This is a genomic window from Candidatus Kosakonia sp. 282A-S69 (assembly GCF_029433855.1).
Taxonomy (GTDB): Bacteria; Pseudomonadota; Gammaproteobacteria; order Enterobacterales; family Enterobacteriaceae; genus Kosakonia; species Kosakonia cowanii_A.
Genome location: NZ_JAROAU010000003.1, coordinates 2292339 through 2308157, shown reverse-complemented (window position 1 = coordinate 2308157; position 15819 = coordinate 2292339). Strand labels below are relative to the sequence as shown.

Sequence of the window (15819 nt, the reverse complement as noted above, 5' to 3'; positions counted from 1 at the left end):
ATCGTTCAATGCACTTTTTCTGTAGATCTGATTATCATGGATAAATTTGACGCTAATCGCCGCAAATTGCTGGCGTTGGGTGGAGCCACACTCGGTGTTGCTCTGCTGCCCACCCCCGCTTTTGCGACGCTCTCCACGCCGCGCCCGCGTATTTTAAGACTTAATAATCTTAATACCGGGGAGTCTATTAAAGCTGAGTTCTTTGATGGTAAAGGCTATATTCAGGATGAATTAGCAAAACTCAACCATTTCTTCCGTGATTACCGCGCCAATAAAATTACGCGCATGGATCCTCAGCTCTTTGATCACCTCTTCCGTCTGCAAGGCCTGTTAGGCACCAATAAACCTGTCCAACTCATCTCCGGTTATCGCTCTGTTGATACTAATAACGAGTTGCGCGCTCATAGCCGCGGTGTAGCGAAAAAAAGCTATCACACCAAAGGCCAGGCGATGGATTTCCATATTGAAGGGATTTCCCTGAGTAATATTCGCAAAGCTGCGTTATCTCTGCGCGCGGGTGGTGTAGGATACTACCCCAAAAGCAATTTTGTGCATATTGACACCGGGCCGGTAAGGCACTGGTAAAACTCAGTCTGAGCTACAGGAGCAGTATGAACTATCGTATTATTCCGGTTACCGCGTTCTCCCAGAATTGTTCGTTAATCTGGTGTGAGCAGACTCAACTCGCAGCCGTGGTTGATCCTGGCGGAGACGCAGAGCGCATTATTCAGGAAGTGGATGCGTGTGGTGTGACGGTGACGCAAATCCTGCTCACGCATGGTCATCTCGATCATGTTGGCGCAGCGGCGGAACTGGCGCAGCATTATGGTGTGCCGATTATTGGCCCGGAAAAAGAAGATGAGTTCTGGCTACAGGGATTACCGGCGCAGAGCCGCATGTTTGGCCTCGAAGATTGCCAGCCGCTGACGCCCGATCGTTGGTTAAATGAAGGCGACAGCGTAGCCGTAGGCAATATCAGCCTGCAGGTGCTGCACTGTCCGGGACATACACCGGGGCATATCGTCTTTTTTGACGCGCAGTCACGTTTGCTTATCTCCGGCGACGTGGTCTTTAAAGGCGGCGTAGGACGCAGCGATTTCCCGAAAGGGGATCACGCGCAACTGATTCACTCCATCAAGCATAAGCTGTTGCCGCTTGGTGATGACGTGACCTTTATTCCGGGTCACGGACCACTCTCGACATTGGGGAATGAGCGGTTGCATAACCCGTTCCTGCAGGATGAACAACCGGTGTGGTAAACAAAAAAAGGGTCGCGTAAGCGACCCTTTTTACTTTCCTGCGTCTTTCTTACAGGACGGCGACAATCGCCTCGCACAGCGGGGCCATATTGTCCGGCGTCATGCCGGCGACGTTAATACGCCCGGAGGCCACGGCGTAGATACCGAACTCTTCTCGCAGGCGCAGCACCTGCTCTTTGGTCAGGCCGCTGAATGAGAACATGCCATTCTGGCGGGTGATAAAGCTGAAGTCGCTGTTCGCCCCTTTCTCCTGCAGGGTATTAACAAACAGCAGACGCATACGCTGGATGCGCTGACGCATATCGGTCAGCTCCTGCTCCCAGATGGCGCGCAGGGCGGTATTGCTGAGGATAGTGGCAACCACTGACGCGCCGTGGGCTGGCGGGTTAGAGTAGTTGGCGCGGATCACGGATTTCATCTGGCTGAACGCGCGATCGGCGGTATCTGCATCAGCGCAGACCAGCGTACAAGCGCCTACACGCTCGTTGTAGAGGCCGAAGTTTTTCGAGTAGGAGCTGGCGACCAGCAGCTCTTTATGCAGCGCAGCGAAGGCACGCAGCCCCTCTGCATCCTCTTCCAGACCGCGAGCGAAGCCCTGATAGGCAAAATCGAACAGCGGCAGCCAACCTTTTTCTACAGAGAGTTTCGCCAGCGTCTGCCACTGCTCCAGCGTCGGATCGATACCGGTCGGGTTGTGGCAGCAGCCGTGGAACAGCACCACGTCGCCCGCCTGCGCCTGCTCGAGGCTGGCCAGCAGGCCGTCAAAATCGAGGGTATGGTTCTGTGCATCGTAGTAAGCGTATTCGCACACTTCCAGGCCAGCAGAGTTGAACACGCCTTTGTGGTTCGGCCAGCTCGGGTTGCTGACCCAGACGCGTTTTACGCTGGTGTTTTTGGCAAGGAAATCTGCGGCAACGCGCAGACCGCCGGTGCCGCCTGGGGTTTGTGCCGTCCGTGCGCGTTTGTCATTGATAATGGCGCTGCCTTTGCCGAAGAGTAACTCCTGGGTGCAGCGGCCAAATTCTGGAATGCCGTCGATGCCGAGGTAGTTTTTGGTGGCTTCGTTTTCCAGCAGGTAGAGCTCTGCTTTCTTCACGCTGGTCAGCACCGGCGTCTTACCGGTTTCATCTTTATAGACACCGATGCCTAAGTTAATTTTGTGCGGGCGTTCATCGGCGCGAAACAGATCGGCCAGGCCCAGAATAGGGTCGGCAGGGGCAGCGGTAATATTCTCAAACATGACGAGGTTCCATTTTGATGACAGAAGGGAATTCCGTTATCAGGTTAACGGCTGGCAGGGGAATTGCCAACCGTTTGCAATAAAAAGCGCGACGCTTTTCAAAAGTCGTCGCGCTTTTTGCCGCAGGCATAAAAAAACAGGGCCGAAGCCCTGTTTTAAATGCCTGTAACAGTCGAGGGTGACTGATTAGAACTGGTAGGTCAGACCTACAGCTGCCTGATCGTCGGTACCCACGTAGCTGCTGGAGTATTCGTTGGTGTCAAGCAGGTTGAAACGGTAGTCCAGGAACACGTTCATGTTCTTGTTGAAGTAATACGTTACGCCAGCTTCGATGTACTTAGCCAGATCTGCGCTGCTCTCACCGCCGTTCAGACCTTTGCCTTTGCTTTGTACATAGGACAGGCTCGGACGCAGTCCGAAATCGAACTGGTATTGAGCGATAGCTTCGAAGTTGGTGGTTTTGTTAGCGAACTCAGTCCCGACGAGGCTACTTTTTACGATGCTCAGGTTACGGGTTTCTGAATAAACAGTTGCCAGGTAGATATTGTTAGCGTCGTATTTCGCGCCAACAGCCCAAACTTCTGCATTTTTACCGTTACCATCAGCTTCCTGAGAGGTAGTACGGTCTGAGTTTGCATAAGAAGCAGAAACGCCGAAACCTTCTGCAAAGTCATAAGCTAAAGAGTAACCTACGCCATCACCGTTCTGTGCGATGAGGCTGTGGTCATCTTCGTTTTTAGCCTGGTACTGAACAGCCAGAGCGAGGCCATCAACCAGACCAAAGAAATCGGAGTTACGATAAGTCAGGACGCTACCAGCACGGCTGGTCATGAAGTTATCGGTGTATGCGCCACCCCAAGTTTCGCCTGAGAAGTACGGGGCCATATCGGTGTAAGACTCAACGTCATACACAACGCCGTAGTTACGGCCGTAATCCAGGGAGCCAGCATTAGCGACTTTCAGACCAGCAAATGCCAGACGCGTGTTGCCGTTCTGCTGCTCACCTTCCGCACGAGCTGCGCTGACACGGTATTCCCATTGACCGTAGCCAGTCAGATCGCTATTGATTTGCGTTTCGCCTTTGAAACCAAGCTGAGCGTAGCTGGCATCGCCGTTGGAGCTGTTATCACCAGTAGTGGTAAAAACATGACGGCCTACAGCTTTACCGTACAGATCAACTTTGTTGCCATCTTTGTTATAGATCTCAGCAGCGTTAGCTGCGCCCGCTACGAGCAGGGCAGGGATAACCACTGCCAGGATATTGCGCTTCATCATTATTTATTACCCTCATTGGTTTTTTTTGGACACCTGCCACTGCCGCCGTGTAAATCCGTCAAAAAAAATTTACGGAACTACAGATGAGAGTTTGGTGTCTTTCTGTGTCTGAGAGGCATCTTTCCAAACAAGTAAACGTTTCGCTAGCCTGAAAGTGCTACAAATGTCTTAAAGAAGTAACAAGAAGAAATAATATGTAAAAATTTGTGTATTTAACGGAACTTTGTGAACCATCTCTAACTTCCGCACCAGTCGCTTAAAAAAACAGCGCCTCCATTCCTATTTATATGAATTACTTATGTTTAATTGAGATAAAGGCATACCTTATGCACAAAAGCGGCAGATAAGGCTTTTTCTTATATTTGAATTTAGACGTCCAGATAGCTGTGCTAATTTTAACCAAATGTGCTAAACATCCGAATGAAACACTTTGAAATATTCACGGGCGTGATTTTTATTGCGAAGCAATTCATGCGTAAAAAAACGCAAAGAAACGTAGTAATGGCGATTTCACAGAGGGGAAAAGTGTGATCGTGTTAACAAAAGTTGACAGCAGAGAATAAAAAGGCCAGCAAATGTGCTGGCCTTGTTTGACATTCCTAAGATCAGAAGGTCGCGTTGCGCGGCGTACGCGGGAACGGGATCACGTCGCGAACGTTCTGCACGCCAGTAACGTAAGCGATCAAACGTTCAAAGCCGAGACCAAAACCGGCGTGTGGTACGGTGCCGTAGCGGCGCAGATCGCGATACCACCAGTAGTCCTCTTTATTGAGTCCCATTTCAGCCATACGTGCATCCAGCACATCAAGGCGCTCTTCACGCTGTGAGCCACCGATGATTTCGCCAATGCCCGGTGCCAGCACGTCCATCGCCGCCACGGTTTTTCCGTCATCGTTAAGGCGCATATAGAAAGCCTTAATGTCTTTCGGATAGTTTTTAACAACGACCGGCGCTTTGAAGTGTTTCTCAGCCAGATAGCGTTCATGCTCGGAGGCGAGGTCGACACCCCAGTAAACCGGGTTTTCGAACTTCTCACCACACTTCTCAAGGATTGCCACCGCATCGGTGTAATCGACCTGAGCGAAGTCAGCCGCAATAAAGCGCTCCAGACGACCGATAGCATCTTTATCAACACGCTCGGCGAAGAACTGCAGATCGTCCAGACGCTCTTCCAGCACCGCTTTAAAGGCGTATTTCAGCATCGCTTCAGCCAGACGGGCGTTATCCTCGAGGTTAGCGAAGGCGATTTCCGGCTCCAGCATCCAGAACTCGGCCAGGTGGCGGCTGGTGTTGGAGTTTTCCGCACGGAAAGTTGGGCCAAAGGTATAAACCTTAGAGAGCGCGCAGGCATAAGTCTCTGCGTTCAGCTGACCGGAAACCGTCAGGAACGCCTCTTTACCGAAGAAGTCTTTGTCATAATCCACTTTGCCTTCGGCGTTACGCGGCAGGTTTTCCATATCCAGCGTCGAGACGCGGAACATTTCGCCGGCGCCTTCGGTATCGGAAGCGGTGATCAGCGGAGAAGAGACCCAGAAGAAGCCCTGATCGTCGAAGAAGCGGTGCAGCGCCTGCGCCAGCGTATGGCGGACGCGCGCGACGGCGCCGATCAGGTTGGTGCGCGGGCGCAGGTGTGCGACTTCACGCAGATATTCGATGCTGTGACGTTTCGCCGCCATCGGGTAGGTATCCGGATCTTCAACCCAGCCGGTCACTTCTACGGAGGTTGCCTGAATCTCCAGGCTCTGGCCTTCGCCCGGCGAGGCCACAACTTTGCCGGTAACCACGACCGAGCAACCAGTGGTCAGGTGCAAAACGTCATCATTGTAATTGGGCAGAGAATTATTAATAACGGCCTGTACAGGATTAAAGCAGGAGCCGTCGTAAACGGCGAGGAAGGAGATACCAGCTTTAGAATCTCGGCGGGTGCGCACCCATCCGCGAACCGTCACTTCACTGTCAACGGCAACGCGACCATGGAATACGTCGGCTACAGGCACAACGCTCATAATATTCTCTCTATTAATAGTCGGAAAAAATAAACACTTGTCCACCCGAAATGGGCGGGATCACCTATGTTACCTGGCGAGCGCCATCAGACAAGCAGAATTCGCAGGCAGCATTAATAATTTGTCATGAAAAAAGGGAGCCGGCTGGCTCCCTGATGATTAACTCGCCTTTCGCACCTGCGGCAGGTCGAAGGCCTCACGCAATGCGCGAACAAACGCCTTATCGTGACAAATCGTTTTTCCGGGACTATCAGACAATTTCGCCACCGGTTTCCCGTTACACTCCACCAGCTTAATCACGATATTAAGCGGCTTAACGTCAGGAATATCGCAGGTGAGGCGCGTGCCGATGCCGAAGCCAAGCTGGATACGCGAAGCGAAATGGCGGTAGAGATCCAGCGCTTTATTGAGATCGAGGTTATCGGAGAAGACCAGCGTTTTCGACAACGGATCGATACCGAGCTTTTCATAATGCGCAATTGCTTTCTCGCCCCACTCAACGGGATCGCCGGAATCATGGCGCAGCCCCTGATAGCGGGTGGCAAACTCCGGGCCGAAATCGCGCAGGAATGCATCCATGGTGATGCAATCCGTCAGGGCGATGCCGAGTTTATCCGGGTATTCCGCGAGCCATGCAGCCAGCGCGGCACGCTGGCTGGTCGCCAGATCGGGGCTAATTTGCTGATGCGCCTGGAACCACTCATGAGCCTGGGTACCCATCGGCGTCAGCGACAGTCTGCGTGCGAGATCGTAATTGCTGGTGCCAACGAACCATGGCTCCTGTTTAAGCCGCTCAACAATCGCTTGCTGGACGTCGGCAGAGAAGCGACGGCGGGTGCCGAAATCCATCAGCCGGAAACCGGACATATCCAGCGACGCGGTGCGCGCAGCGAAATCTGCCAGTTTGCTCTCCAGATGTAGCAGAGCCTGCTGTACGCCCGCTTCAGGCGAACGGCAACGGTGGACCACTTCACTAATCAGCGCCAGCAACGGCACTTCCCACATAATCACCTCGCGCCACGGACCGGAGAGGCGAATCGAGAGCTTGCCACTCTCGTTGCTGATGGTGACCTGCTGCGGATCGTAACGGAAGTTACGCAGCCAGGCGAGGTAGTCGGGTTTGAAGAAGGGCAGGCCGGAGAGCCAGAGGAATTCGTCATCCTGCAAGCGCAGATGGCGCATGGCATCAACCTGCTCGCGGATTGCGTCGGCATAAATGCCCAGCAGATCATCGCCGCGGCAGCGAAATTCCGCCGAGACATGCACATCATAGTAGTGATGGAACACCGCTTGCTGCATGTGCAGTTTGTAGGCATCGGTATCCAGCAGCGTTTGCAGACCAGAAAAAGCGAGTTGAGTCATGGCGCGCAGTAGCATCCTCTTACAGGAGCGTTTAGTAGATTAAACAAAGCAAGTAAGTCGCTGGAGTATACCTTGTTTACTCATTTAGTGAACCCCATCACACCATATCGTCGGAAAAGGGTCGATGGCTTTTCGTGCCCACTGTTATAAAAATGTAGCAGACAGAGCTTTTCCCTCTGAAAAGATAAACATTCTGCGTGGCACGTTTGTAGCAACCGGAATAGACTGGAACCGTAACCAACAGAAGATGCTAAAGGTTTTTTATGACACAACAGCCACAAGCCAAATACCGCCACGACTACCGTGCGCCGGACTACCTGATTAGTGATATTGACTTGACCTTCGACCTTGACGCCGCCAAAACCGTCGTCACCGCGTTGAGCAACGTGTCACGCCAAAGCGCATCTGCTGCGCCGCTGCGCCTTGATGGCGGCGATCTGACCTTAATCTCCCTGCATATTAATGACCAACCCTGGACGAACTATAAAGAAGAGGGCGGTCAACTGGTGATCGACGGCCTACCGGACCGCTTTACCTTACGCATCGTTAATGAGATCAGCCCGGCGGCGAATACCGCGCTCGAAGGGCTCTATCAATCTGGTGAAGCGCTCTGTACCCAGTGTGAAGCGGAAGGGTTCCGTCATATCACCTGGTATCTCGATCGCCCGGACGTGCTGGCGCGCTTTACCACCAAACTGATTGCTGATAAAACCCGTTACCCCTTCCTGCTCTCCAACGGCAACCGAGTCGATCAGGGCGAACTGGAAAATGGCCGCCACTGGGTACAGTGGCAGGATCCGTTCCCGAAACCCTGCTACCTCTTTGCGCTGGTGGCCGGTGATTTCGACGTGCTGCGCGACACCTTTATGACCCGTTCCGGTCGTGAAGTGGCGCTGGAGCTCTATGTCGATCGCGGAAACCTCGATCGCGCACCGTGGGCGATGACCTCGCTGAAAAACTCAATGAAGTGGGACGAGCAGCGTTTCGGGCTGGAGTACGATCTCGACATCTATATGATCGTCGCCGTCGACTTCTTTAATATGGGCGCAATGGAGAACAAAGGGTTGAACATCTTCAACTCCAAATATGTTCTCGCCCGTACCGATACCGCGACTGATAAAGACTATCTCGATATCGAGCGCGTGATTGGCCATGAATATTTCCATAACTGGACCGGTAACCGTGTTACCTGCCGCGACTGGTTCCAGCTGAGCCTGAAAGAGGGGCTCACGGTGTTCCGTGATCAGGAGTTCAGCTCCGATCTCGGCTCCCGCGCCGTTAACCGCATTAATAATGTGCGCACCATGCGCGGCATGCAGTTCGCTGAAGACGCCAGTCCGATGGCGCATCCGATTCGCCCTGAAAAAGTCATTGAGATGAATAATTTCTACACCCTGACGGTGTACGAAAAAGGGGCGGAGGTGATCCGTATGCTGCACACCCTGCTGGGGGAAGAGAACTTCCAGAAAGGGATGCAACTCTATTTTGAGCGCCATGACGGCAGCGCAGCCACCTGCGATGATTTTGTGCAGGCGATGGAAGATGCTTCCAATATTGACCTCTCCCATTTCCGCCGCTGGTACAGTCAGGCCGGCACGCCGATTGTCTCGGTGCAGGATGATTACAACCCGAACACCGAGCAGTACACGCTGACCATTAGCCAGCGCACACCGCCAACGGCGGAGCAGCAGGAGAAGCTGCCGCTGCATATTCCGTTTGATATCGAACTTTACGATAACGAAGGTAAAGTGATCCCGCTGCAGAAAGAGGGTCACCCGGTTCATAACGTGCTGAACGTGACACAGGCGGAGCAGACCTTTGTGTTTGATAACGTCTACTTCCAGCCTGTCCCGTCGCTGCTGCGTGATTTCTCGGCACCGGTAAAGCTGGAGTATAAATGGAGCGATCAGCAGCTCACCTTCCTGATGCGTCATGCGAAAAATGACTTCGCGCGCTGGGATGCGGCGCAAAGCTTACTGGCGACGCATATCAAGCTGAACGTTGCCCGTCATCAGCAGGGGCTGGCGCTCTCGCTGCCGCTGCATGTTGCCGATGCGTTCCGTGCGATCCTGCTTGATGCGCAGATCGATCCGGCGCTCGCCGCCGAGATCCTGACCCTGCCTTCGGTGAATGAGATTGCCGAGCTGTTCGACATCATCGATCCGGTAGCTATCGCTGCCGTCCGTGAAGCGCTGACCCGCACGCTGGCAACCGAGCTGGCTGACGAATTCCTGGCAGTCTATAACGCTCACAAACTCGACAGCTATCGCGTGGAGCATGAGGATATTGGTAAGCGCTCCCTGCGCAATACCTGTCTGCGTTATCTCGCCTTTGGCGATGCGCAGCTGGCGGACAAACTGGTCAGCCAGCAGTATCACGAAGCGGATAATATGACCGATGCGTTGGCCGCGCTCGGGGCGGCGGTTGCCGCCCAGCTGCCGTGCCGCGATGTGCTGATGCAGGAGTATGATGACAAGTGGCACCAGGACGGTCTGGTGATGGATAAGTGGTTTATTCTACAGGCCACCAGCCCGGCGGCGAACGCGCTGGAGACGGTGCGCGGTTTGCTGCAGCACCGCTCTTTCACCCTCAGCAACCCGAACCGCATCCGTTCTCTGATTGGGGCATTTGCCAGCAGCAATCCGGCAGCGTTCCACGCCGAAGATGGCAGCGGGTATCGCTTCCTGGCCGAAATGCTGACGGAGCTGAATAGCCGCAACCCGCAGGTTGCGTCGCGTCTGATTGAGCCGCTGATCCGCTTCAAGCGTTACGATGAAGGTCGTCAGGCGTTGATGCGCAAAGCACTGGAACAGTTGAAAGCGTTACCGAATCTCTCCGGCGATCTCTACGAGAAAGTGAGCAAAGCACTGGCGTAATGGTGTGGAGCACCTTATCCGACCTACGCTCTTTATAGGCCGGATAAGGCGTCAGCCGCCATCCGGCAGTAATGCCTTATGCGCTACGCTTATCGGCCTGCGGGTTTGGTGCTCTTCGTTTATCACATCACGCGTGGCGGGTGCGGGGCATAACGCTGTTTCCCGTCTCGCCGCGCTGCATCACACGGTTCAACACCTGCTCTTCGAGTTCGGCAAGCCTTACCGATCCGAGGCGGCGCGGGCGCGGCAAATCGACACTCACATCAAGGCCAATCTTCCCCTCTTCAATCAGCAATACGCGGTCCGCCATGGCTACCGCTTCACTGACATCATGCGTCACCAACACCACCGTAAAGCCCTGCTCCTGCCACAACTGTGTGATCAGCGCCTGCATCTCCAGCCGGGTGAGGGCATCCAGTGCGCCTAACGGTTCGTCGAGCAACAGCAAACCCGGTTGATGCACCAGCGCACGCGCCAGCGCAACCCGCTGTTTTTGCCCACCGGAGAGCGCCGCTGGCCACTCAGTTGCACGCTGCTCCAGCCCCACCGAGCGTAATGCGGCTTCCGCTGCCTTGTGCCAGCCTCCTTTCAGCCCGAGGCCAACATTCGCGATCACCGATTTCCACGGCAGCAGCCGTGAGTCCTGAAACATCATGCGCGTATCGTGTTGAATGCTGGCAAGCGGCGTCGTGCCTGCCAGCAGCTCACCGCTGTTTGGCGTCTCCAGCCCGGCTAGCAGCCGCAGCAGGGTACTTTTCCCACCGCCGCTACGGCCCACCACCGCGATAAACTGCCCGGCGGCAATATGCAGATCGAGCCCATTTAACACTGTGTTGTTGCCATAACGTTTGGTGACGCCATTCAAAAGCAGCGGGATACCTTGATTCAGTCTGGCCGTATTCATACTGTCGCCTCCTTTGTGTGGTATGCGGGGTGCCAGCGCAGCCACAGCCGCTCCAGCGCCAGCGCGCTGATATCGGCCAGCTTGCCAAGCAGGGCGTAGAGAATGATGGCCACCACCACCACATCGGTTTGCAGAAATTCACGCGCATTCATCGCCAGATAGCCGATACCGGCATTAGCCGAGATCGTTTCGGCGACAATAAGCGTCAGCCACATCAAGCCAAGGGCAAAACGCACGCCAACCATAATCGACGGCAGGGCGCCGGGCAGGATGACATGGGCGAAAAGCGCAAAGCCGGAGAGGCCATAACTGCGCGCCATCTCAACAAGTCCGCGGTCGATATTGCGGATCCCGTGCCAGGTGTTGATATAGATCGGAAACAGCGTCCCGAGCGCGACGAGAAAGATCTTCGCCGTCTCATCAATACCGAACCACAAAATCACCAGCGGGATCAGCGCCAGATGCGGCACGTTACGCAGCATCTGAATCGAGGTATCCAGCAGACGCTCTCCCCAGCGCGAGAGACCGCTAATCAGCCCGAGCGTCAGGCCAATGCTGCCGCCGATGGAGAAACCAATCGCCGCGCGCCAGGCGCTGATCGCCAGATGCTGCCACAACTCACCGCTGGCGCTCAGCGTCCAGAATGCCTCGACCACCCCCTCCGGTGAGGGAAAGATGCGGCTTGAGAGCCAGCCGAAAGTTGAGGCAAGCTGCCAGACCGCAACAATCAGCGCCGGTAGCAGCCAGGGAGCCAGGCGCAACAACCACTTATTCTCTTTCGCCATCACGACCTCAGCTTTGCGCCACGTTACGCGGAATAAACTCGTTCGCCACCGTTTCGCCCTGCGGCTGTAACGGCTGCGGCTGCGGGATCTCGGGGATGGCGACATCCAGATGTGGGAAGAGCAGTTCGCCAACGCGGTACGCCTCTTCCAGATGCGGGTAGCCGGAGAGGATAAAGCTGTCGATGCCGAGAGCGGCATATTCGTTGATGCGCGTAGCAACTGTCGGGCCATCGCCCACTAACGCCGTGCCGGCGCCGCCGCGCACCAGACCGACACCGGCCCACAAGTTAGGGCTGATTTCGAGCTTGTCGCGACGGCCGTTGTGTAGGGCGGCCATACGCTGTTGACCAATTGAGTCCTGACGGGCAAAGGCTGCCTGCGCTTTTTCAATTGTTGCATCATCAAGATGGGAGATAAGGCGATCTGCTGCCTGCCACGCTTCGGCATTGGTTTCGCGCACAATCACATGCAGGCGAATACCGAAGCGCACCCTGCGCCCATGGGCAGCGGCTTTCGCGCGCACCTGCTCAATCTTCTCTTTTACCTGCTCCGGCGGCTCGCCCCAGGTAAGATAGAGATCGACTTGCTCTGCTGCCAGATCCTGCGCTACGTCGGAGGAGCCGCCGAAGTAGAGCGGCGGGCGCGGCTGCTGTACCGGTGGAAAGAGCAGCTTCGCGCCGCGTACCTGCAAATGCTTACCGGTGAAATCGACGGTATCGCCCTCCAGCAAACGGCGCCAGATATGGGTAAATTCCGCCGACACCTCATAGCGTTCACTGTGATCGAGAAATACACCATCGGCCGCCAGTTCCTGCGGATCGCTGCCCGTCACCAGGTTAAAGAGCGCCCGTCCGTTAGAGAGCCTGTCGAGTGTCGCCGCCTGACGTGCGGCAACCGTCGGTGAGATGACGCTCGGGCGCAGGGCAACCAGAAACTTCAGGCGCTGGGTGACCGGAATCAATGAGGCGGCTACCAGCCAGGCATCTTCACAGGATCGTCCGGTCGGAATGAGCACGCCGCTAAAGCCGAGCCTGTCGGCTGCCTGGGCGATCTGCTGCAAGTAGCCATGATCAACCGGTCGCGCGCCGTGGTCGGTGCCAAGATAGTGACCATCGCCGTGGGTCGGTAAAAACCAGAAGAGATTCAGACTCATGATTTTGCTCCTTCTTGGATCGGTTGCCAGATACGGCTACGGATATCGACTTTTTTCGGTACCAGATGGTTTTGATAGAAAAGATCGGCGGTCTGCTGCTGCAGCGCTGCCGTCGCTTCATTCACCGGGGTGATTTTGGTCGGCGGGCGGTGATCGAAATAGGTGGCGATTACCGGTTGCGGCAGCCCCATGGTTTTGGCAAACAGGGCAACACTCTCGTCACGCTGGCTAATCGTTAACGCGTCTGCTGCGCTGAAGGTATCGAGCACACCCTGAATAAAGGCACCGTTTTTCTCGGCGTAGGGGCGCGCGGCTAAGTAAAACGACCCGGTCTGCTTGAGGGTGGTACCATCTTTCAGCACCCGCACGCCGCCTTGTAACAGAGCGGCAGAGTAGTAGGGATCCCAGATAGCCCAGGCATCGACATTGTGTTGCTGGAACGCGGCGCGGGCATCCGCCGGGCTAAGGAACACTGGCTGAATGTCGCTGAACTTCAGCCCGGCCTGTTGCAACGCCCGCAAGAGCAAGTTATGGGAGCTGGAACCCTTCTGGAACGCGACTTTGTGGCCCTTCAAATCCGCCACGCTTTTGATCGGGCTATCTTCAGCCACGAGGATCACTTCCGCTTTCGGTTTTGGCGGCTCGACGCCGACATAGACCAGATCTGCGCCCGCGGCCTGGGCGAAAATGGGTGGTATATCGCCCGTGCTGCCAAGATCGATACTGCCGACATTCAGCGCTTCAAGCATTTGCGGCCCGGCCGGAAACTCGATCCAGGAAATGTTGGTATGGGGATAGCGCTTCTCCAGCAGGCCGTGGCTTTTCGCCAGTACCATGCTGACGCTCCCTTTTTGATAGCCAATACGCAAAGAGTCTGGCGCGGGCTCGGCGGCCTGCGCCCAGGCGGACAGGGTGAGTAGCCCGCCAAGCAGCAGCCCGGTGGCCGAAAACGAGAGGCGTTTAAACATGAGCAACTCCTTGCGGGGCGTGGAAATCCGGGGCTTTGATGTCGCGGCGATGCAGCGCCTGCCAGAAGGTCTCCAGCGCACTATCCAGCCGGCTTTGCAGATTGGGCGTCAGGCTCGGTTTATGTTGGTAATCGAGCACCTGACTGTCGTCAGCGAAGACGCCGTGGAGGATCTCCTGAGCTTTCAGGGCGCTCAGCACCGGTTTCAGGGCGTAGTCCACCGCCAGCAGATGGGCTACCGTGCCGCCCGTCGCCAGCGGCAACACGACTTTATCTGCCAGCGCGCGTTCAGGAAGCAGGTCGAGCAGGGTCTTTAGTGCACCGGAGTAGGCTACTTTATAGACTGGCGTGGCGACAATCACTCCGTCAGCCGCGCTGAGCTGCTCAATAAAGGTTTGCAGTGCCGGGCTGTCGAAGCGGGCATAGAGCAGGTCTTGCGGATCAAAATTGTGCAGATGCCAGTGGCTTACCTCGACGCCCTGTGCGGTAAGACGATCGCGGGCATATGCCAGAAGCGCGCTGGAGCGCGAGGGAAAGCGGGGACTGCCGGCCAGTGTGACAACGCGCATGCTTACTCCTTATAACCAAATGTTTGCTTTTAGGTAACATTGATAACAATTTCAGGCAGTGTGACAGAGGCGGTTTATTCCCCTAAATGATTTATTTGGGGAAAAGTTGCTGAAAATTGCATAAAGGGCAGGCATAGGAGGAAAACGATTGCGCGGAATAGGCTTTTTTTGCCACAGGTCAATTCCCTTTCGCTGCGCTTTCACTGATAATACGCCCCCGGTTTGCACACCGGGAATCCAGGAGAGTTCATGTACTACCCCTTCGTTCGTAAAGCCCTTTTCCATTTCGATCCAGAACGCGCTCATGAATTAACGTTCCAGCAGCTGCGCCGTATTACCGGTACGCCGCTCGAAGCGCTTGTCCGCCAGCGTGTACCGGCAAAACCGGTGCAGTGCATGGGCGTGACCTTTAAAAATCCGCTCGGTCTGGCCGCTGGTCTGAATAAAAACGGTGAGTGCATTGATGCGCTGGGCGCGATGGGTTTTGGCTCAATTGAGATTGGTACCGTGACGCCACGCCCGCAGCCGGGGAATGATAAGCCGAGGATCTTTCGCCTGGTGGAAGCCGAAGGGCTGATTAACCGCATGGGCTTTAACAATCTTGGCGTCGACAACCTGGTCGAGAATGTCAAAAAGGCGCATTTTGACGGCGTGCTCGGCATTAATATTGGCAAAAATAAAGATACGCCCGTTGAACAAGGTAAAGATGACTACTTGATCTGCATGGAGAAAATTTACCCCTATGCCGGTTATATCGCCATCAATATCTCTTCGCCAAACACCCCCGGGTTGCGCACGCTGCAATATGGCGAAGCGCTGGATGATTTACTCAGCGCCATTAAAAATAAGCAGAATGATCTGCAAGCCCGCCACCATAAATATGTCCCGGTGGCGGTGAAAATTGCGCCCGATCTTTCTGAGGAAGAGCTTATCCAGGTAGCCGACAGTTTAGTTCGCCACAATATTGATGGCGTTATTGCCACCAATACCACCCTTGACCGTACCCTGGTCCAGGGAATGAAACATTGTGATGAAACCGGTGGGTTAAGTGGACGTCCCCTGCAATTAAAAAGCACGGAAATTATCCGACGTCTGTCACAAGAATTATCCGGGCGTTTACCGATTATTGGCGTCGGTGGAATCGACTCGGTGATCGCCGCACGCGAGAAGATGGAAGCGGGCGCTTCGCTGGTGCAGATTTATTCCGGTTTTATTTTTAAAGGCCCACCGCTGGTAAAAGAGATCGTCACCCACCTCTGATCTTTTTCCCCGCCTGTACAACCAGGGCTTTATTTCCGGCCCTGGTTGTTTTATATTCCGTCACTGTTGCTAATTTAAACATTTCAGTCTTCAATTATTAAGTTAATAAGCGAGGCGGCAAAACGGATGAAAAAACGACAGGATGTTTAGGGGGAAAGGGGGA

At 54.9% G+C, this 15819-nt stretch carries 13 protein-coding genes; 4 read left to right on the top strand and 9 right to left on the bottom strand.

What is annotated here, in order from left to right:
- The first annotated feature begins 36 nt into the window (after window positions 1-36).
- Window positions 37-585, top strand: coding sequence for a peptidoglycan L,D-endopeptidase MepK (gene mepK, locus PU683_RS16670; RefSeq protein WP_277173411.1), 549 nt, complete (start codon window positions 37-39; stop codon window positions 583-585).
- Between the two features lie 26 nt (window positions 586-611).
- Window positions 612-1259, top strand: a complete 648-nt coding sequence (locus PU683_RS16665) for an MBL fold metallo-hydrolase (RefSeq protein ID WP_277173409.1) — start codon at window positions 612-614, stop codon at window positions 1257-1259.
- 49 nt (window positions 1260-1308) lie between these two features.
- Here PU683_RS16665 and PU683_RS16660 read toward each other — a convergent pair whose 3' ends face one another.
- From PU683_RS16660 to pncB, 4 genes are all read right to left on the bottom strand, one after another.
- A complete protein-coding gene (locus PU683_RS16660) occupies window positions 1309-2499 on the bottom strand; it encodes an amino acid aminotransferase (protein ID WP_277173406.1) in 1191 nt (396 codons plus the stop codon).
- 186 nt (window positions 2500-2685) lie between these two features.
- The gene (locus PU683_RS16655; protein ID WP_277173404.1) at window positions 2686-3774 is read right to left on the bottom strand and encodes a porin; all 1089 of its coding nucleotides are present in this window, start codon (window positions 3772-3774) and stop codon (window positions 2686-2688) included.
- A 605-nt stretch (window positions 3775-4379) separates the two neighbouring features.
- A complete protein-coding gene (gene asnS, locus PU683_RS16650) occupies window positions 4380-5780 on the bottom strand; it encodes an asparagine--tRNA ligase (RefSeq protein WP_277173402.1) in 1401 nt (466 codons plus the stop codon).
- Between the two features lie 159 nt (window positions 5781-5939).
- Window positions 5940-7142, bottom strand: coding sequence for a nicotinate phosphoribosyltransferase (gene pncB / locus PU683_RS16645; RefSeq protein ID WP_277173400.1), 1203 nt, complete (start codon window positions 7140-7142; stop codon window positions 5940-5942).
- 263 nt (window positions 7143-7405) lie between these two features.
- On the opposite strand from pncB, the gene pepN reads away from it, so the two are divergent.
- Window positions 7406-10018, top strand: a complete 2613-nt coding sequence (gene pepN / locus PU683_RS16640; protein WP_277173398.1) for an aminopeptidase N — start codon at window positions 7406-7408, stop codon at window positions 10016-10018.
- 127 nt (window positions 10019-10145) lie between these two features.
- Here pepN and ssuB read toward each other — a convergent pair whose 3' ends face one another.
- From ssuB to ssuE, 5 genes are read right to left on the bottom strand one after another with little or no spacing between them, the layout of a single operon-like run.
- The gene (gene ssuB / locus PU683_RS16635) at window positions 10146-10922 is read right to left on the bottom strand and encodes an aliphatic sulfonates ABC transporter ATP-binding protein (protein WP_277173396.1); all 777 of its coding nucleotides are present in this window, start codon (window positions 10920-10922) and stop codon (window positions 10146-10148) included.
- A complete protein-coding gene (gene ssuC, locus PU683_RS16630) occupies window positions 10919-11707 on the bottom strand; it encodes an aliphatic sulfonate ABC transporter permease SsuC (RefSeq protein ID WP_277173394.1) in 789 nt (262 codons plus the stop codon). The genes ssuB and ssuC overlap by 4 nt, the downstream gene beginning before the upstream one ends.
- 7 nt (window positions 11708-11714) lie before the next feature.
- Window positions 11715-12860 carry an FMNH2-dependent alkanesulfonate monooxygenase gene (ssuD, locus tag PU683_RS16625; protein ID WP_277173392.1) on the bottom strand — a complete coding sequence of 382 codons (1146 nt, stop codon included), beginning with the start codon at window positions 12858-12860 and terminating at the stop codon, window positions 11715-11717.
- A complete protein-coding gene (locus tag PU683_RS16620; protein ID WP_277173390.1) occupies window positions 12857-13828 on the bottom strand; it encodes a sulfonate ABC transporter substrate-binding protein in 972 nt (323 codons plus the stop codon). The genes ssuD and PU683_RS16620 overlap by 4 nt, the downstream gene beginning before the upstream one ends.
- Window positions 13821-14396, bottom strand: coding sequence for an NADPH-dependent FMN reductase (gene ssuE, locus PU683_RS16615; protein WP_277173388.1), 576 nt, complete (start codon window positions 14394-14396; stop codon window positions 13821-13823). Before ssuE ends, PU683_RS16620 begins: the two co-directional genes overlap by 8 nt.
- 249 nt (window positions 14397-14645) lie before the next feature.
- On the opposite strand from ssuE, the gene pyrD reads away from it, so the two are divergent.
- Window positions 14646-15656, top strand: a complete 1011-nt coding sequence (gene pyrD, locus PU683_RS16610; RefSeq protein ID WP_277173386.1) for a quinone-dependent dihydroorotate dehydrogenase — start codon at window positions 14646-14648, stop codon at window positions 15654-15656.
- Window positions 15657-15819: the final 163 nt, after the last annotated feature.

Bases quoted from the DNA above. Each gene is read 5' to 3' on its own strand.
- mepK (WP_277173411.1), top strand. From the start codon at position 37: ATGGATAAATTTGACGCTAATCGCCGCAAATTGCTGGCGTTGGGTGGA.
- PU683_RS16665 (WP_277173409.1), top strand. From the start codon at position 612: ATGAACTATCGTATTATTCCGGTTACCGCGTTCTCCCAGAATTGTTCG.
- PU683_RS16660 (WP_277173406.1), bottom strand. From the start codon at position 2,499: ATGTTTGAGAATATTACCGCTGCCCCTGCCGACCCTATTCTGGGCCTG.
- PU683_RS16655 (WP_277173404.1), bottom strand. From the start codon at position 3,774: ATGATGAAGCGCAATATCCTGGCAGTGGTTATCCCTGCCCTGCTCGTA.
- asnS (WP_277173402.1), bottom strand. From the start codon at position 5,780: ATGAGCGTTGTGCCTGTAGCCGACGTATTCCATGGTCGCGTTGCCGTT.
- pncB (WP_277173400.1), bottom strand. From the start codon at position 7,142: ATGACTCAACTCGCTTTTTCTGGTCTGCAAACGCTGCTGGATACCGAT.
- pepN (WP_277173398.1), top strand. From the start codon at position 7,406: ATGACACAACAGCCACAAGCCAAATACCGCCACGACTACCGTGCGCCG.
- ssuB (WP_277173396.1), bottom strand. From the start codon at position 10,922: ATGAATACGGCCAGACTGAATCAAGGTATCCCGCTGCTTTTGAATGGC.
- ssuC (WP_277173394.1), bottom strand. From the start codon at position 11,707: ATGGCGAAAGAGAATAAGTGGTTGTTGCGCCTGGCTCCCTGGCTGCTA.
- ssuD (WP_277173392.1), bottom strand. From the start codon at position 12,860: ATGAGTCTGAATCTCTTCTGGTTTTTACCGACCCACGGCGATGGTCAC.
- PU683_RS16620 (WP_277173390.1), bottom strand. From the start codon at position 13,828: ATGTTTAAACGCCTCTCGTTTTCGGCCACCGGGCTGCTGCTTGGCGGG.
- ssuE (WP_277173388.1), bottom strand. From the start codon at position 14,396: ATGCGCGTTGTCACACTGGCCGGCAGTCCCCGCTTTCCCTCGCGCTCC.
- pyrD (WP_277173386.1), top strand. From the start codon at position 14,646: ATGTACTACCCCTTCGTTCGTAAAGCCCTTTTCCATTTCGATCCAGAA.